The following is an 18,661-nucleotide window of genomic DNA, read 5'->3' as shown; positions in this document are numbered from 1 at the left end:
CGCGGGGCAATCAAGTTTTAACAACCATAATTTAACAATTTTATAAGAAAATAAAAAAGAGCACATTTTGCGCTCTTTTCGTTAATTTAATCTTCAAAATGAACTTGATCACCATCAAATGATGAAATTTTAGCAAGTGATTCTAAACGTACGCCACGTTCATGAATTAATTCGGCACCTTTTTGGAATGATTTTTCAATTACAATTCCAATTCCAGCAATTTCTGCCTTAGCTTCGTCACAAATTTGGAAGAGTCCTTCAGCTGCTTGGCCATTTGCCAAGAAGTCATCAATGATTAAAACACGATCGTTTTCACCTAAAAACTTGTTGGCAACGGCAATTGTATTTTCAACTTTCTTTGTGTACGAGTAAACAGAAGCAGAATATAAATCATTTTGCATCGTAACGCTCTTATTTTTACGTGCGAAGACAACAGGAACATGAAATTGTAACCCAACGAATACTGCTGGGGCAATACCTGATGATTCAACTGTTAAAATTTTAGTAATTTTTTCATTTTTGAATAATTCAGCAAATTCCACACCCATTGCTAACATTAAATCAGGATCAACTTGGTGATTTAAAAATTGATCGACCTTCAATACATCTCCTGGTAATACAATACCATCTTGCATAATTCTGTCTTCTAAAAGTTTCACGTGGGGTACGCTCCTCTTGCTATTTATATTTTTTTGGGTATAAAAATAGCTTTTTCACTTCGGTATAAGTAAAAAAGCTACATTCCGGTTTTGAATGACTTAAGAATAACATAATATAAGGGTAATTTCAATTTGAATCTACTCATTTATCGTTATTATACTTGACATTAATCCCGTTTATTTATCATATTTATCTAAATGATATTGTTTAATGATATCTGTTAATTTTGTACTATAATCATTATCTGTTGCGTACCCATCAACTACTAAAGCTGCTGCTGCATCTTCGTAAGTTGCTGCAGAAAGAACGTCAGCAAATTGTGTTTTATTCCATGTATTTCCATTAGCTAATAATTTCGAATGAGACATAATTGCTTCGTCCCAATCTTTGAAGACGATAAATTTAGCCGTAACCGTCTTCCATGTGCCATCTTTTTCTTGTTCTTTAGTTTTGAAATCTTTTGCACGTGCGCCCGTTCCTTTAATTCCAAATAGGTTATTGTAGTCTTTAGCTAAAGAACTCGTTCCCCAATCAGATTCTAAGATAGCTTGTGCAATTGTAATACTAGAAAAGACTTTATATTTTTTTTGCATTTTTTGTGCTTCAGGTGCTACTTTCTTAATAAATGCTTGTTTTTTAGCTTCTGCTGCTGCTTTTTTTGCTGATTCACTTGCTTCAATTTTTGAGGTTGATAATGACGTCGCAATAGATTCATCTCGAGCAACATTCTTTTTATGAACGTTCATTGAAACAACGACTGTAATAATACCAAGAATTAAAATTAAAACAACAATATTCGCAACTTGAATTTTACCGTTCTTTACAAAAATCCCCCGACCATTTTTCTTTTTCATTAGTACACCCGTCCCTATACATTTAATTGTTTCACTTATTTTACCCTAATTCTATATCTATTACCATCGTATTTTTTCTCTTTTTATTAAATTTCTGTTAAGCTTGAGCTATCTTAAATGAGACAGGAGAACATAATGACAAAAAATTTAAATTGGGGAATTATTGGACTTGGTAACATCGCTCACAGCTTTACAACTTACTTTGATCAACCATTTGGTGAAATCTATGCCGCTGGCTCAAGAAACTTAGAAAAAGCGCAAACTTTTGCTAACGAATTTAATATTCCACATGCCTATGGTAACTATGAAGACTTATTAGCTGATGATGAAATTGACATCGTTTACATTGCGACACCTCACAACTACCATATCGACACAATCTTGGCTGCACTTAAAGCTGGCAAGCACGTCTTAAGTGAAAAAGCAATCACCATGACTAGTGATGAACTTAAACAAGCAACTGATTTAGCTGAAGAAAAAGGCTTGATTTTACAAGAAGCAATGACTATTTATCATATGCCACTTTATAAAAAAATTATTGAAGTAGCTGAAGAAAAAAAATTAGGCAAACTAAAAATGGTCCAAGCCTCATTTGGTAGTTTTAAAGATCCTGATCCAACAAATCGTTTCTTCAATCCTGATTTAGCTGGTGGCGCATTATTAGATATCGGTGTTTATGCATTAGCCTTTGTCCGTCAATTCATGACAGCCACACCAGAAATCACAGGTTCAGCAATGAATTTATTCGAATCAGGTGTTGACGAATCTGAAACGATTAGTTTACAAAATGCCAATAATGAACTCGCAACTGTTGCCTTAACATTCAGAGCTAAAATGCCTAAAATGGGTATTATTGCTTATGAAGGTGGTTACTTTACTGTTTACGATTATCCTCGAGCTAATAAAGCTGCTCTTGTATTATCTGATGGAACAGCTACAGAAATCACTGCCGGCCATACAAAACAAGCCATGAATTATGAAATTAAAGATGTTCAAGATATGGTTTTGGGTAATTTAAATCCTAAACCATTCTTAGAAAAAACAACAGATGTTATGTCAATAATGACACAAGCTCGTGAACAATGGGGCTTTAAATATCCTTTTGAAAAATAAGCTTCATCTGAAAAGTTATCACTAGAAATTGTTGATAACTTTTTTTAATTCCATGCTACACTAAAAGAAAAAGAGTTGGAGTTAATTTTATGAAACGAAAGAAACGTTATATTCAGAATCGAACACGTAATTATCTAATTGGACTTGCTGTCATTTTAGTTGTCTCCCTTTTCAGCGGAAAATTACCTAGTACTGTAAAAGATTTGCTACAAACAAATGGCAATTCAACTTCAGTCAATGTTAAAAATGGGACAGGAACAGCAAATACTAGTTCTATTAATAGTAGCAAGGCCATTAATGGAATTGTGGATAATGGTGCGCCAACCTTTTCAAAAAGTGATCTTGCAGATAATGCCAATGGTTGGATAAAATACGGCGCTCTTGACTCTCTTGGCCGTGCTACTCAGGCCAATGCTCTTTTAGTTAAAGCTTTAGAATCTAGAGGGTCATCAGCAGATTCTTCAATTCGACCAACTGGTTTTGTGTCAGGGCTGTCACCTTATTTTCATTCCCGTGGACATTTAATCGGTCGACAACTTGGTGGTAGTGGTGATAAAAAAGAAAATTTAGCAACATTATATCAAAACCCTGTTAACACACCCTACATGACCAAGTATGAAAACGCAGTTCGTGCAGCAGTTGATAAAGGAGATCATGTCCGTTATCAGGTAACACCAATTTTTTCTGGTAAGTCACTTTTCCCTAAAGCAATTCAAATGCAAGGTAAAAGTACAACTTCTTGGGGCAATATTAAATTTAATGTTACTATTTTGAATAAACGTTAATTCAAAGGAGTGTGTTATTCATGTTCACAGAATTAAAAAGTCAACTGATAGATTCAGCACCACAAACGCTACAACAATTATTACTTAATTCAAATATCCGTCAGACAAATGATGGCTATTTACAATTTCCTGGCAGCTCACTTCAAACACAATTTTTAGAAACAATGAACTTCTTGAAAACACCTGATACTATCTCTTTGAACTGGGATGACGTTTGTATCTTAGGTCAGACAATTGATGGTGATTATCTAGCAGGTGATCACTATTCAACAACCTTTTTTATTCCTAGTAGTCTGCTAGCAGATGATACTGAAATTCATCATATGCCTATAATCGACGCATTAATTGCACTAGAAAATGGAACATTAGATTCTAAAATTATTTCTAAATTCAACTAAAAAAAGTTATTAACAGCGAAATATCATTCGTTGTTAATAACTTTTTTATTTTTACCTATTAGCATCGTGTATTTTGTTCTCTAACTTTTCCGAACTATTTTTTGTAAAGGTCTTGCTATCAATGGCGCAACAATCCCTGCTAAAATCATCTCTGGAATACCGTTTGTGACAACTAGTCCCATAATATATGGTAATAATTGTGCCATATCAACTTTATAAAAATTAGCTGCTTGCCCATGATATAAAAGATAGATAAGGCCTAAAACTAAAACCGTATTAACCAATGAACCAAAAACAGAGGCAATAATCATGGCTAACGTTTTGTTTTTCCACCATTTATATAAAAAGTAAAAAATGACTGCTGTCACAATTCCAATTAAAATTCTTGGCACAATTGCTATAAGTGGATTTGTAAAAACAATGGGTGCAAGTGGACTAGTTGGCGACACAAACGCCCTGATAAATGTGATTAATCCCCAGACACCACCGATAAATGCACCATCTTTCCAGCCAAACACTAAAGCAGCAACAATCACCGTGATATGAATGGTTGTGATGCTTAAGGGGCCAACAGGGATGTAACCAAATAATGGCACAAAATTTTGAACAATAATGATTGAAATAAATAACGCCAAAATACTCATATGATATGTTTTATTATTAGTTTTCATCTACTTACTCCTACAAATTTAATCATTTCACTTCCGTTCCCTTATTATAACCGATTTAACGATTGTTACCATTTAATATGCAAAAAAATAGAACGTCACTAATTATAGAGGTAATCAGTGACGTTCTATTTTAAATAAATTTTATATTACATGAATGAGATAAGGGTCGTTAAAACAGGAACAACAATGATGAACAAGATTGTACTTGTTGTAACAATGTTTGTTGCGTATTTAACGTCTCCATGTGCTTCATTAGCTAAGATTGGTAATACGGCTAACATTGGTGTAGCTGATTGAACAATCAAAGTTTTTTGTAATAATGGTGCTAAATCTGCACCAGTTAAATGTGTACCTAAAAGAATAACAGCGATTAAAATGATTGGTGATAAAATAAAACGTCCAAGTAATGCAACGACTGTATCACGATCAAATCTGATACTCTTCAAACCGGCTTTAGCTAACACAATACCAATATAGATTAATGATAATGGTGTAACTAATCCACCAACATAACCTAATGTTTGGCTAATAAAATCAGGAACTGGAATTGCAAGAACCAAGAAGATTAATGCAACGATGAACCCAACAAGTGGCATTGGGATTACTTTAGCCCAGTTAATTTTCTTTTTCGTTTTATCTGATTTGTCTTTTGTTGGATCATCATTTGAAATTAAGAAAACACCAAATGCCCATGTTGAAACTGTATTAATAATATAGTAAACAAGGAAATATGAGATACTCTTATCGCCAAACAACGCAATATTTAAAGGTAAACCAATGAAAATTGTATTTGCATTAACAACGGCATTCATGAAGATACCACGACGACCAGGTTTGATGTTCAAGATATGAACAAGTGCCCATGCAATTAAGTAACCGATAATAACAGCAATTGCTGGGTAGAGTAAACTACCTGACAATGCAGCTAATTGATCACGTTTTAAATATTTTAAAACAGAAACGAAAATTGAAGCTGGTAAAGCAATTTTTGTAATTAATGATGAGATATTGCCACCAAATGAATCAGCGAACCAACCTTTAACTTGTAAAATGTATCCAAGTACCATCATCAAAACAACAACTAGAACACTTTGAATTGATTGGAAAAATACCATAATTAATTGTCCTTCTCTCTACGCTTTTTTTAGTATTTAGGTGTCCATTTCATATCTGAGACAGCCTTTTTAACATCTGTAATTGCTTCTTTGTTTAATTTTTGGTCAACAACACTTTGGGCAACTACTTCAGCAATTGTTTGTGAGAATTCTGCTAAATGTGTTACTGGTGGTAATACGGCAGCACCAACGGCTGTAGTATCAACGATTCCACCTAAAGCATGACTAGCTTGTGATAAGATTTCGCCATTAACTCTTGAAGATGTTGAAGCGATAATCCCAAATCCAAGACCTGGGTACATAAGTGCGTTGTTTGCTTGACCAATTTGGTAAGTAACACCTTTGTAATCAACATTATCAGCTGGAATACCAGTAGCAACTAAAGCTTTACCATCAGTCCATGCAATCAAATCTTCAGCCTTAGCTTCTGCTAATTTTGTAGGGTTTGATAATGGGAAGATGATTGGACGTTCAACATGTGAAGCCATGTCTTGAACAATTTCTTTTGTAAATGTACCAGGTTGTGTAGATGTACCAATCATAACAGTTGGTTGAACAGCTTTAACAACAGCTTCTAAAGAAGTTAATTCATCAGCATTAGCAAATTCTGAACGTTTATGCGTAAATTCTTTTTGGCCAGGTGTTAAGTCTTCTGTATCATCAAATAACAATCCTTGTTTATCAACTAAGAAGAAACGTTTGCGAGCATCTTCTTCTGAAACACCAGCGCGTTTCATTTCGTCCATAATTTGGTTAGCAATTCCGACACCAGCAGTACCAGCACCATAAGTAATAACTGTTTGGTCAACAATTGAACCTTTAGTGATACTTAGAGCACCTAAGATACCAGCTAAAACAACAATCCCTGTACCTTGGATATCATCATTAAATGTTGTGATTTCGTTTTGATATTTTTCAAGAATATTAGCAGCATTTGAACGGCCAAAATCTTCCCAATGTAATAACAATTCTGGGAACAAGTTCTTTGTACTTTGGACAAAGCCATCAACGAAGTCATAGTATTTGTCACCAGTTACACGTTCATGTTTGTTACCAAGGTATAATGGATCATTCAATAATGTTTCATTATTTGTTCCAGCATCAATAGAAACTGGTAAAACTTGTGAAGGATCAATTCCAGCAGCAGCTGTATAAACCATTAATTTACCAATTGCGATATCAACACCGTTGACACCCCAATCGCCCATACCTAAAATACCTTCAGCATCTGTCACAACGACTAAACGAATGTCACGTCCTGCAGCAGCATTTTTTAATGTTGCTTCGATATCTTCTGGATGATCAATTGATAAGAATGCAGCGTTTTGTGGATTTACATAAATTTCGTTGTATTCTTCGATTGAATCAGCAACAACTGGATCATAAACAACTGGCATAAATTCAGCCACATGTTGTCCCATTAAGTAGAAAAATAGTGTACGGTTTTCATTGAATAATTCCATTAAGAAATGGCGTTTTTCAAGACCAGTTTCTTTACTTAAATATTGTGCGTAGTTTTGTGTTGCTTGTTCTTCAATTGTTTGAACTTTAGCTGGTAACATACCAATAAGTCCTAATTCACGACGTTCTTCCATTGTAAATGCTGTACCTTTATTTACAAATGGGTTATTTAACATATCTTGTGCTTTTGTCATCATTAATTCCTCCATTATTTTTTTATATTTTATTTTCTCTTTAACTTACAAGAGCAAGAATACACCCCTTTAAAAATTATAGTCAAACATGTGTTATACTATAAATATTATTTATATGAGGATTATAAACGTTGATTTAGAGGAGATTATAATGAACATTCGAGATTTAGAATATTATCAACAAATAATTAATTTGAGAAATTTTTCAAAAGTTGCTCATTTTTTTTCAGTTAGTCAACCAACAATCACAACTGCAATGAAACGCTTAGAAACTGAATTAGACACAAATCTGATTATTCGTGATCAATCACATCATCAAGTTTCTTTTACACCAAGTGGTGAACAATTCGCTGAACATGTTAATATTATTCTCAAAGAATTAACAATTGCTAACCAAGAAATTAACCAACTTAAAAATGAGCACGTTCGATTTGGATTACCACCTATTATAGGAACGTACTATTTTCCGCAAATTGTCAGCAATTTATTTAATTCAGGTCTGATTAATCATCTAGATACAGTTGAGAACGGTTCCCAAGCCCTACTTCTTCAGTTAATAAACGGATCATTAGATATGGCTTTATTAGGTTCCGTTAAACCAATAGAAGATGACCGCTTAATTGCCAGAAATTTTGCATCTAAACACTTCAAGATTATCGTTAGCAAACATCATCCACTTGCTTCAAGAGAATCCGTTAAATTTTCTGAACTTCGAAATGAAAAATTTATTATGCAAAATGAGGGTTTTGTTCATCCAATCGCTTTTAAAGAGTTAACAACAAAAAATCATTTCAAACCAAAGATTATCTATACAACAAGTGACAGTCAGATTATTAAAAAAATGGTTACCGAAAATGTTGGTATTGGTTTTTTAACAGAACTAGCATTGGATGCTGCAGATGATTTAGTCTCACTCCCCTTATCGGAATTAGATCAACCTAAATTTTTAATGTCACTCGTTTATCGTACAAGTCATATTTTAACGCCTACACAAGCAAAATTAATTGACGTTTTAATTGATCCTTCTATCTAATAAGAGAATAACTTATACCTTAAATATAAAGGTATAAGTTATTCTTTTTATTATTTATAGCACCGCTTGACTAAATATCATTGACTAAAGAAACGTATGTTCGTATAATTGGATATATGTTAAGGAGGTTTCCTCGAATGTACAATTATAGTAACGAACCTAGAAAAGTCATCTTTATGATTGATTCAAAATCTTTCTATGCTTCTGTCGAATCAGTTGCACGCGGTCTTAATCCATTACGCTCTATTCTCGTTGTTATGTCTACAGCAAAGAATACAGGTAGCGGGTTAGTACTAGCTGCTAGCCCTATGGCTAAGAAAATATTTGGTATCACAAACGTATCACGAGCTACTGATGTTCCAATTCATGATAAACGTTTAGTTGTTGCCCAACCCAGAATGAATCTTTACATAGAAGAGAACTTAAAAATCAATAAGCTATTTCAACAATTTGCCTCAAATGACGATATTCACCCATACTCTATCGATGAGTCAATTATTGATATGACGACTAGTTGGAAACTTTTCGGAAATAGTCCCTATGAAGTTGCTCGTAAAATTCAACTTGCGGTCAAAGGGGAAACAGGAATTTATACAACCGTTGGTATTGGTGATAATCCACTTCTTGCTAAATTAGCTCTGGATATTGAAGCAAAACATAACCATAGTTTAATTGCTGAATGGCATTATGAAGACGTCCCCGATAAGTTATGGCCAATAACACAACTTGACGATATCTGGTCAATTGGATCTAAAACTGCCGAAAAATTACAAAAAAATCATATCAATTCAATGAACGATTTAGCTCACTTCAACCCATATGAATTAAAAAACAAATTTGGCGTAATTGGTAGCCAATTATTTGCGTTTTCTTGGGGAATTGATCGTTCAATCATTCATGATAAATATACCCCCAAGGAAAAATCCTATGGTAATAGCCAAGTCTTACCAAAAGACTATGTTATCCAATCTGAAATTGAAGTCGTTATTCGTGAAATTGCAGAACAAGTAGCAGCACGATTACGTTCTCATCACAAAGTGGCTACTGTCATTAATTTAGGCATTGGATTTTCTTTAGCCGAAACGACAGATTCTGGAAAAAGATATTCAGGCTTTGGTAGTTCATTAAAAATTGATTCAACAAATAGTAATGCCCAAATCACAAAATATGCCATCGACCTATTTCGAAAAAAATGGCGTCATGAAGCTCTAAGACATATTAGTATTTCGTGTGGCAAATTAGTTGACGATAATAGTCAACAATTAGACATGTTTGACACTAATAATACGGAACAAAAGAATCACAACTTGGACAATACCATTGACATCATACGAAAAAAATATGGTTTTAAATCGATCGTAAAACTTTCCAGTAAGTCTGAAGGTGCAACAGCTATTTATCGCGCTGGGTTAGTCGGTGGCCATGCTGGGGGTAATACCTATGAGTAAAACAACTGATGTTGATGCAAATTTGATAAATCAATTTTTAAAATATGATTATCACGATCGCGGTATGATGAAATGGCAAGGATTCTATTTAAGCGACCATACATCGGCTCGAACAAAAAAATTAAACGAAGAGACACGAAAACAGAAATTAACACATGACATTAAGATGAATGATACTAAAATTGCAGAAGTAATCAATTTGGCAATCATTAAATCCACCCCTGTCACTGTTGATCTCACTAATAAAAATTTGGATGATACACTTTTAGAACCTATACAGGGACTCATTAATGGCTGGTATGAAGATAATATAATTATCAATCATATCACCGTTAAAATTAATGATATTCATGCAATATCATTAAGCCAAATGACTAATGGAGAAGGTAGAAGAAGTATATAAGTAGATAACTTCTACTTACTATACTTCTTCTACCTTTTTTGTTTGATTAATTATAAAAAAACCTCCAGTATTGGATTGGTCCAATACTGGAGGTTCACTTTACTATTTTTTTTATTAAGCTTCTGGTAAATCTAATGTTTCGATTTTTGAATCTAACACTGGAGCATCGTCAGCTTTTTTAACTTTTTTAGTTGTTTTCTTTGGTGCTGCTGATTCTTCCTTAACTTCTTTAGCAGGTTCTTCATCGGGTGCAAATAATTTTGCACGAACTTCTTGGTCCATATCATGTAACATATCAGGTTTTTGTTCCAAAATATTAACGACATTTGGTTTACCTTGACCTAAACGTTCGCCATGGTATGAGAACCATGACCCAGCTTTTTCAGCAATACCATTTTCAACAGCAAGATCTAAGATATCAGCAGTAGCTGAGATACCTGACCCGTACATCATATTTAATTCAGCAATCTTAAATGGTGGTGCTACCTTGTTTTTAACAACTTTAATAGTTGTTTCATTACCAATGACATCCGTACCATCTTTAATTTGTCCACGGCGACGAACATCTAAGCGAATTGTTGCGTAGAATTTTAAGGCACGGCCACCTGGTGTTGTTTCAGGGCTACCGAACATGACACCAACTTTTTCACGTAATTGATTAATAAAAATAACAGTTGTTCTTGTTTTGTTGATTGAACCAGCCAATTTACGGAGAGCTTGTGACATCATACGAGCTTGTAACCCAACATGAGCGTCACCCATTTCGCCTTCAATTTCTGCACGAGGAACTAAAGCTGCAACTGAATCGATAACGACAAGATCAACGGCACCACTGGATACCAAAGCATCTGCAATTTCTAATCCTTGTTCACCAGTATCTGGCTGTGATAATAGTAATCCATCAATATCAACACCTAATGCTGTTGCATATGCGGGATCCATGGCATTTTCAGCATCGATATAAGCAACTGTACCACCATTTTTTTGGACTTCTGCTGTTGCATGAAGTGCAATTGTTGTTTTACCAGAACTTTCTGGTCCGTATATTTCAACAATACGGCCTTTAGGAAAACCACCAACTCCCAATGCGTAATCCAATGATAAAATCCCAGTTGAAGTAACATCAATCTTCGTGTCAGCTTTGTCCCCCATCTTCATGATGGCACCTTGTCCGAATTCTTTTGTAATTGCTGATAACGCTTTTTCTAGTGCTGCTTCGCGTTCTTTACCGTCTTTTCTTTTGCCGTCTCCGGTTGCAATACTTCTGTTAGCCATAGTTAGTAACCATCCTCTCAATAGTAGAACATCTGTTCGTTTCCATTTACTTATCATACCTCATTAAAATTTATATCGCAAGCGTTAAATCATCTTTACCGAAAATAAAAAGAACGATGCAATTATCGTTCTTACTAGGTATCGATGTATTCAATTATACTGCATGCTCATTAATTAAGTACGCCATTTTCTTAAATAATTTCTATTTATTTAACTTATTCCATCGATTCAATCTGACTAATTGTCTCTTTTAAAACGCGTCTGAACGTTGCAAGATCCTGCCCTGTAACTTGCGTTTCCAATTTACTTTCCAATTGATTCCAAAAGTCACTATTAAAAGTTGTTAGACCTTTATACTTATCCGTAACAGATAAGTGAACAACTCGTTTATCTGTTATATCAGCCTTTTTTTCCACTAATCCTAATGTGATTAATTTTTTCAAATGGTAATTCGTATTTGGCGTTGATTGATTCAACAATTTTGAAACGCGTCCAATTGTTGGACTGTTCAACTGTTCGATCGCATTTAGATAATAAGTATCAATTGTCCCCAATTGTTTAATGTTCATTAGTCCATCTTGTTTCCCATACAAGCTCAACAACTGATTTAATTTGTTGAAAGTCCCACTTAACTCAATCATTTTGACCCTCCTAGTTATAGATCGCCTTAGTTCCCACCCAAAATAAAGCAAAAAATTATTGATTTCTAATACATAAATGTTTATTTGACTTATTATAATGTAAAAAGAGGCGTATACACAAGTAATACGTCCCCGATTTTAATAAAAATATGTTATCACTGAAAACGTTTAACTACCTGTAACTGTTGAACCTTGCCAGCTAAGCATTCCGCCATATACATCAACAACATCATAACCTTTTTCAAATAGGATATCTGCAGCTTGTGCACTACGACGTCCTGATCGACAAATAATATATGCTTTACCTGTTAATTCATAATCGTCAACTTCATCTAACGGAATATTAATTGACCCAGGAATATGGCCTTCAGCAAACTCGTCATCTTCTCGAACATCAATAATCTGTGGCTTTTGTGCTAATAATAGGTCAAGTTCCGTAGTCGTAATTGTTGGAATATCATCTTCAAAGTTCATTTAGTTACCCTCTTTTATTTAGTTATGGTTTTTATTAGTCTGTATCAATTTATTATCTATATTATCATATGTTTTTATTTCATATTTTTCAAATATTTAGATTTTAATATTGATAGATTTAGAAGGCTCTAAGGTAAGACTTACGTCTCTTTTTAATTGGGAACAGCGTAGGTTATAACATAATACTAAAAATGGGTACTAAAAAGCCACTCCATAATAACGGAGTGGCCTCTTTATATTTAATTATTACTATCATGTATCACATGTTGATAAGAAACTAAGTTCTTCTTTAATTTTCCAAAAATTTTAACCAATGAATCATGAGCACTTTCCGTTGAACGATCTTCGGCTAAGTACTGCCACGTTGAAATAATCAATAACAGTGACACAAAAATTAATGGGAACCCAGCTAATAAACAGATAGCTTGGATTGTTTTAAAACCACCAACGAAGACGATACCAAATGAGAATAACATGAAAATTCCCATCCAAACCAAGCGGTTAAACAAACTTGGTTGCTCTGTCGGTTTGAGTTTTGTACTAGTAAACGACGACACGATAAATGCAGATGATGAAATCGTCGTTGCTAAGAAGATAAAACATGAAATCGCATAGATAACTAACATTACGTATTTAAATGGCAATGTTGAAATAACTTGTGCAATTGCTGCAGCTTGACCATATACATTCAGTGTATGAATTAAATCAGCAGCTCCACTTTGTTGTAAATAGAGTGAATAACCACCTAAGATTGCGTAGAAACTCATACATCCTAAAGCACCATACGCAAGCATCCCTAATATCACCTGACGAATCGTTCGTCCACGCGAAATTCTAGCAATGAATAAGCCCATGAATGGCATGAAAGTTAACCACCAACCCCAATAGAAAATAGTTTCCGATTTAACAGGGTCAATCGCATGACCTAATCCTGAAGCTGTCCCTGTACTCATTGCTACAAACTGAGTAACCATCAGTACAAGACTGTTACCTTCTGACTTCAAAATATAAACCGTTGGTCCAACTAACAGAACAATTAACAAAAAGCCAATGGCTGTCCAAATATGAGCTGAACTCAATCGATCAATCCCACCCTTAATTCCTTTAAACATGGTTAACGTGAAAATGCTGAACAGGACAACAAATAATGCTAATTTTAAAAGTATTGTATCTTGGACTCCCGTTAATGTTGCGATAATTTTTGATAATACAGGTATTTCCATCCCAACTGATGAACCAACACCGCCCATAATACCGAAAACGACAAGAAAATCAATTATTTTTCGTAAGATTTTTTTATAAGGCTGATCCCCTTTTAACATAGGAATCACATCACTAACACACATAACTTTCGCTTTTTTAACGTACATAACGTATGAAATAATTACAGCTGAAGATGCAAACATCATCCACGCCATTGGACCCCAATCAAATTGACCTAACATGTGAGCATTTTGATAATTAGCAGGAGACATCGCTTTAGCACCAAACAAAGGTTGTTGCACGTAGCGAAGTGGATCAACCATGCTAAGCATTAAAATACTGGCATCAATGGCCGTCGCAAATACCATACTACCCCATTTAAAATCACTGTATGCCGGCTTTTCGCCTTTATTACCCAATGTAATTTTGCCATAATGGCTTAATGCAATATATAAAAAGAAAACAAAATTGAGAATATAGATACCAAGGTAAGCCCAACTCAAGTGGGCCGTAATAGCATCCATTATTGAACCTAATTCTGCCTTCAAACCAGACCCACCGAGTAATAATCCAACTGATACTAAAATAAATAATGCCACAGTCGGTAAAAACATTTTTTTGTCGATATTCTGTTTTTCTAAAATAAAAATTTCCTCCTAAATTTTAGAGCACGATCTTTAATTCATCGCCGTACTCACTCCGATAATTCTGCTTTTAATTGCACAAAAAAAGCACACTGATACAGTTTCTCCACTAGGGATATCTGCACAGCGTGCTTGTTAGCTTTGCTATCTTATACAAATACTCATAACGTAAATTATAATATTCTATCGAATCACTTACCTGGACTCACGTCACCGTTATCATCTAGATAACGAATAATTCGTGCCGGGTTACCCGCAATTACGAGATCATCACCAAACGATTTTGTGACCACAGATCCAGCGCCGACAACGACTCGATTACCAATCGTAACTCCTGGTAAAATCGTGACGTGTCCACCCATCCAGACACTATCACCAACCGTAATTGGTTTACCCATTTCAACATCCGCATCACGTAATTTTGCAGATAAGGGGTGTACTGGCGTGTAAAATCCAACGTCTGGTCCAATGTAACAATGATCACCAATTGTGATTGGACAAGTGTCCAACATCGTTAAATGGTAGTTCGCATAAAAGTGATTTCCGATATGAATATTAAATCCATAATCAAATTCGATTCCCGTTTCGGCCCAAAAGTCTTCACCGGAATCAGCCAATAATGCTTTAATATTTGTATTTTGTTGCTTATTATCGTCAAGCTGGTTAATTGTCCGCAGTTTTCTCCGAATCAGTTCTCGTCGTTCAACTAGTTCAGGATCCAACTGCTCATACGGTTCACCATCTGACATCTTTTCTCTCTCAGTTTTTATCATGTTATAAGAATACCACTTATGTCATGATTTGTTAAATAGAAATTTATTTTCTATAAACACAGTAAAATAAAGCTATTTTATTAACATTAATTGAATTGGATTAATTTTAATTAGAGTAAATTTTAACCCTATTATTACAGAAAAATCTTCTAATAACAATTCACAGCATATTCGCTGTTCATCAATCATTAGAAGATTTATTTAACTTATTTTATCAACAAATAGTTGTGTTATTTGTTTAGGTCTTGTAATAACGCCACCGACAACTGCCGAAAATGCGCCAATATCAAATGCTCTCTTAACTTCTTCTGGAGTCGTTGTATGACCCTCCATAATAACAGGGATTTTAAGATTTTTAATTAACTTTTCTAGTAAATCAAAATCTGGGCTATCCCTTTCGTCCGTATATTCTGTATATCCTGACATCGTTGTAGAAACCATATCAAATCCATTTTTTTCAGCCATAACGCCTTCTTCATAATTAGAAATATCTGCCATGGCTAATCTATTTCCTTCATGAATTTTATTGACTAAATCAGTTACCTTTTCATTATGAGGCCGTTGTCTAACCGTTGCATCTAATGCAATAATCTCAGCGTCAGTTTCCAGTAATTCATCTACTTCTTTCATCGTTGCTGTAATATAGACTTCTGAATCTGCATAATCTCGTTTGATTATGCCAATCAACGGTAATTTTACTTGTTTTTTAATTTCTACAATATCAGAAACTGAATTTGCTCGTATCCCCACAGCACCACCCATCTCAGCTGCAAGGGCCATTCTCCCCATGATAAATGAACTAAATAATGGTTCACCTTCTAGTGCCTGACAAGAAACAACTAACCCATTCTTTATTTCATCTAAATTCATCATATTATCTCCCTTTATATATCACTAGCATTTGTCTCAATAACTTGTTTATACCAATCAAAACTATCTTTCTTGTAACGTTTCAATGAGCCATTTCCATCGTCATCTTGATCAACATAAATGAACCCATAACGTTTACTCATTTCTGAAGTTGATGCGCTAATTAAATCAATGCAGCCCCACATTGTGTACCCCATTAAATCAACACCATCCATAACAGCTTCTTTCATTTGAATGATATGTTCTTCAAGATACTTAATGCGATAGTCATCATGAACTTTGCCATCATCGCCTAACTTATCTAGGGCCCCAATTCCATTTTCAACAATAAATAGTGGCACACGGTAACGATCCCACATTGCATTCAATGTGATTCTTAATCCAATGGGATCAATTTGCCAACCCCAGTCACTTGTTTCTAAGTAAGGATTTTTTTCACCATTAATCATATTTCCTAACGATGTATCACCCGTTTTGCCAGCTGAAGTGACCGTTGACATATAATAACTAAAACTAAGGAACGCAACTTTGCCCATTTTAAGAATAGCTTCATCCCCTGGCTCCATCACAATATGAACATCATTTTCTTTGAAATAGCGGTTCATGTATTCAGGGTATTCGCCGCGGACTTGAACATCGGTGAAGAACAAGTTTAAATTATCATTTTCTTGAGCGGCACGAACATCTGCTGGATTAGGCGTTGATGGATAAGTTTGCATTCTAGCAAGCATACAACCTACCACAAAATCAGGATTAATTTTCCGTGCTTGTTCAACTACCAAAGCACTTGCGATAAATTGGTGATGAACAGCTTGATACCGAATTTGTAATTGTTCTCTCTGTGTTAATTCACTGTCAACAGCACCCGTTTCCATGAAACCAAATGAGCTAACATTAATTTCGTTAAACGTTAACCAATATTTAACCTTATCTTTAAAACGGTTAAGTACAACGTCCGTGTAATGTGTAAAACTAGCAATTGTGTCACGGCTTACCCACCCATTTTGTTTAACTGTCAAATCAAGTGGCATTTCATAATGCGATAATGTGACAACAGGTTCAATATCATACTTAGCTAACTCATCAAAAACGCGGTCATAAAATGCTAACCCAGCTTCATTGGGTTCCGTTTCATTACCATTTGGAAAAATTCGTGCCCATGCCATAGACATCCGGTATGTTTTAAAACCCATTTCTGCAAATAATTTAATATCTTCTTTATAATTATGATAGAAATCAATCCCACGACGTTTTGGATAATGGTCAGTGGTTTTATCGTCCATCGCTTCTTCAATGACTTTCATTGTGACAGAACCAAGATTCATTTCTGTTCTTTTTTCAGATTTACGAATAACTTCAGCAGTAGTCATCCCTTTGCCATCTAAATCCCAGCCACCTTCAACTTGGTTTGCAGCTGTTGCGCCACCCCATAAGAAACCTTTTTTAAACCCTTTTGGATAATCTGTTTTATACATATTAATACACTCCTTCAAAGTTTTTTGTTTAACTTATGTATCTGTGAACTATTTCAAATAGAGGTTTTACTAGTTTTTTTCAAAAAAATTACCTATTGATAACTAAACAAATAGTTATCAATAGGTAATGCCTGATCGAATCAGTTACAGCCCTTATTTGACAAATTAAGTATATCAAATATAGTAAGCGCTGTCAAAGTTAGTTTAAAGGCTTACTCACCTTGCCTTATTTTTTCAATAACCTGAATAATATTAAACGTATCCTGTAGGCTATGTCGCTCACAAGTCTTTGCACCAATTTCAACTAGATTAATAAAAGCTTGAATTTCAAGCGTCATATCATCTCCAACGATACTATAGTCCCGATTAATTTTTTGTCCATCATTTAATTCAATCGTATATTTTTCAATTCGATTATACATTGGAATAACGATACGACCTTGTTGCCCAACAATAATCGCAACTCGCGGTTTAGCTTCATTTATTGCGCCTTCAATGAGTGCCTGAGCGCCTTTTTCAAAATGTATCGTTGCTGAAAATTTTTCATCAATCCCATTATGCATGTCTAATTTTGATTCAATATGCGAAATATCTGAACCTAAAATTTCTAACACAAAACCAATTGGATAAGTACCGATATCGTTCAAAGCACCACCCTGTCCTTTTTGAAGTAAATATGAAGTTGCTTTTTGAGATGGAATGGCATTAGAACAAAAGTTAGCTGACATGGTTTGGATGGGTCCGATTGAAGCTAAATCTTGTTTTAAATGATCCATACCGATGTTAAATTTTGTTTTAAACGCTTCAACAAATAAGGTTTGATTTTCACTTGAAGCTAATTCAATTTCTTTCATATCTGTCGTTGTTAGTACAGCCGGTTTTTCACAAAATACCGGAATATTTAGCTTCAACGCCTTTAGTGACCACTCTTTATGCAACATATGTGGCAATGCGATATAAACGCCATCAATCGAATCATCGCCTAAAAGAGCTTGATATGAATCATAAATGGTTATATCTGGATTATTCGCTTTAAACACATCGTCATTAAATAATGACTTTGATCCAATTGCTGTAACTTGTCCATTTTTTGTATATCGAATACTTTCATAAAATCGCTTTGCAATATTACCGTAACCAATAATTCCAAAATTCATTGTTCTTATCTCCA

General features: G+C 34.5%; 19 protein-coding genes. 6 read left to right on the top strand and 13 right to left on the bottom strand.

Annotated elements, in window-relative coordinates; translation table 11 throughout:
- Positions 1–86: 86 nt before the first annotated feature.
- Together AC1RP1_RS04155 and AC1RP1_RS04150 are read right to left on the bottom strand one after the other, a co-directional pair.
- Positions 87–659, bottom strand: a complete 573-nt coding sequence (locus tag AC1RP1_RS04155; protein ID WP_409022073.1) for a xanthine phosphoribosyltransferase — start codon at positions 657–659, stop codon at positions 87–89.
- Between the two features lie 177 nt (positions 660–836).
- The gene (locus AC1RP1_RS04150) at positions 837–1,514 is read right to left on the bottom strand and encodes a glycoside hydrolase family 73 protein (protein WP_481761576.1); all 678 of its coding nucleotides are present in this window, start codon (positions 1,512–1,514) and stop codon (positions 837–839) included.
- Between the two features lie 135 nt (positions 1,515–1,649).
- Between AC1RP1_RS04150 and AC1RP1_RS04145 the strand changes: the two genes are divergently transcribed.
- The 3 genes from AC1RP1_RS04145 (at position 1,650) to AC1RP1_RS04135 (ending at position 3,810) form a co-directional block, all read left to right on the top strand.
- Positions 1,650–2,627: a Gfo/Idh/MocA family protein gene (locus AC1RP1_RS04145; RefSeq protein WP_481761577.1), complete on the top strand. Its 978-nt coding sequence runs from the start codon at positions 1,650–1,652 to the stop codon at positions 2,625–2,627.
- 89 nt (positions 2,628–2,716) lie between these two features.
- Positions 2,717–3,412 (top strand): DNA/RNA non-specific endonuclease, encoded by a 696-nt coding sequence (locus AC1RP1_RS04140; RefSeq protein ID WP_481761578.1) that lies wholly within the window; start codon positions 2,717–2,719, stop codon positions 3,410–3,412.
- Positions 3,413–3,432: 20 nt separating this feature from the next.
- Positions 3,433–3,810, top strand: coding sequence for a hypothetical protein (locus AC1RP1_RS04135; RefSeq protein ID WP_481761579.1), 378 nt, complete (start codon positions 3,433–3,435; stop codon positions 3,808–3,810).
- A gap of 80 nt (positions 3,811–3,890) precedes the next feature.
- Here AC1RP1_RS04135 and AC1RP1_RS04130 read toward each other — a convergent pair whose 3' ends face one another.
- The 3 genes from AC1RP1_RS04130 to AC1RP1_RS04120 form a co-directional block, all read right to left on the bottom strand.
- Positions 3,891–4,481, bottom strand: coding sequence for an ECF transporter S component (locus AC1RP1_RS04130; protein WP_409022067.1), 591 nt, complete (start codon positions 4,479–4,481; stop codon positions 3,891–3,893).
- A 146-nt stretch (positions 4,482–4,627) separates the two neighbouring features.
- A complete protein-coding gene (locus tag AC1RP1_RS04125; RefSeq protein ID WP_409022066.1) occupies positions 4,628–5,596 on the bottom strand; it encodes an AEC family transporter in 969 nt (322 codons plus the stop codon).
- Between the two features lie 29 nt (positions 5,597–5,625).
- A complete protein-coding gene (locus AC1RP1_RS04120) occupies positions 5,626–7,266 on the bottom strand; it encodes a malolactic enzyme (RefSeq protein WP_481761580.1) in 1,641 nt (546 codons plus the stop codon).
- A gap of 136 nt (positions 7,267–7,402) precedes the next feature.
- On the opposite strand from AC1RP1_RS04120, the gene AC1RP1_RS04115 reads away from it, so the two are divergent.
- The 3 genes from AC1RP1_RS04115 to AC1RP1_RS04105 all read left to right on the top strand — a co-directional run bounded on the left by AC1RP1_RS04115 (position 7,403) and on the right by AC1RP1_RS04105 (position 10,135).
- Positions 7,403–8,284: a LysR family transcriptional regulator gene (locus AC1RP1_RS04115; protein ID WP_481761581.1), complete on the top strand. Its 882-nt coding sequence runs from the start codon at positions 7,403–7,405 to the stop codon at positions 8,282–8,284.
- A gap of 137 nt (positions 8,285–8,421) precedes the next feature.
- Complete coding sequence (locus AC1RP1_RS04110) at positions 8,422–9,732, top strand: Y-family DNA polymerase (RefSeq protein ID WP_481761582.1); 1,311 nt, start codon at positions 8,422–8,424, stop codon at positions 9,730–9,732.
- Complete coding sequence (locus AC1RP1_RS04105; protein ID WP_481761583.1) at positions 9,725–10,135, top strand: hypothetical protein; 411 nt, start codon at positions 9,725–9,727, stop codon at positions 10,133–10,135. The genes AC1RP1_RS04110 and AC1RP1_RS04105 overlap by 8 nt, the downstream gene beginning before the upstream one ends.
- A 114-nt stretch (positions 10,136–10,249) precedes the next feature.
- Here AC1RP1_RS04105 and recA read toward each other — a convergent pair whose 3' ends face one another.
- The 8 genes from recA to AC1RP1_RS04065 form a co-directional block, all read right to left on the bottom strand.
- Positions 10,250–11,410 carry a recombinase RecA gene (gene recA / locus AC1RP1_RS04100; protein ID WP_481761584.1) on the bottom strand — a complete coding sequence of 387 codons (1,161 nt, stop codon included), beginning with the start codon at positions 11,408–11,410 and terminating at the stop codon, positions 10,250–10,252.
- Between the two features lie 215 nt (positions 11,411–11,625).
- A complete protein-coding gene (locus AC1RP1_RS04095; RefSeq protein WP_409022061.1) occupies positions 11,626–12,051 on the bottom strand; it encodes a MarR family winged helix-turn-helix transcriptional regulator in 426 nt (141 codons plus the stop codon).
- A 168-nt stretch (positions 12,052–12,219) separates the two neighbouring features.
- Entirely contained in the window at positions 12,220–12,525 is a 306-nt protein-coding gene (locus AC1RP1_RS04090; RefSeq protein ID WP_481761585.1) for a rhodanese-like domain-containing protein, read from the bottom strand.
- A gap of 239 nt (positions 12,526–12,764) precedes the next feature.
- The gene (locus tag AC1RP1_RS04085; protein ID WP_481761586.1) at positions 12,765–14,342 is read right to left on the bottom strand and encodes a BCCT family transporter; all 1,578 of its coding nucleotides are present in this window, start codon (positions 14,340–14,342) and stop codon (positions 12,765–12,767) included.
- 221 nt (positions 14,343–14,563) lie between these two features.
- The gene (locus AC1RP1_RS04080) at positions 14,564–15,145 is read right to left on the bottom strand and encodes a sugar O-acetyltransferase (RefSeq protein ID WP_409022058.1); all 582 of its coding nucleotides are present in this window, start codon (positions 15,143–15,145) and stop codon (positions 14,564–14,566) included.
- Positions 15,146–15,346: 201 nt separating this feature from the next.
- Positions 15,347–16,018 (bottom strand): N-acetylmannosamine-6-phosphate 2-epimerase, encoded by a 672-nt coding sequence (locus AC1RP1_RS04075; RefSeq protein ID WP_481761587.1) that lies wholly within the window; start codon positions 16,016–16,018, stop codon positions 15,347–15,349.
- Positions 16,019–16,029: 11 nt separating this feature from the next.
- Positions 16,030–17,490, bottom strand: a complete 1,461-nt coding sequence (locus tag AC1RP1_RS04070; RefSeq protein WP_481761588.1) for a glycoside hydrolase family 1 protein — start codon at positions 17,488–17,490, stop codon at positions 16,030–16,032.
- Positions 17,491–17,702: 212 nt separating this feature from the next.
- On the bottom strand, positions 17,703–18,647 hold the full coding sequence (locus AC1RP1_RS04065) for a Gfo/Idh/MocA family protein (protein WP_481761589.1): 945 nt from the start codon (positions 18,645–18,647) through the stop codon (positions 17,703–17,705).
- Positions 18,648–18,661 lie beyond the last annotated feature (14 nt).

This window comes from Dellaglioa sp. CoH-56-MRSF-13 (assembly GCF_056782095.1).
Note: the sequence above shows the minus strand (reverse complement) of the source record. Positions and strands in the feature narration are given on the sequence as shown.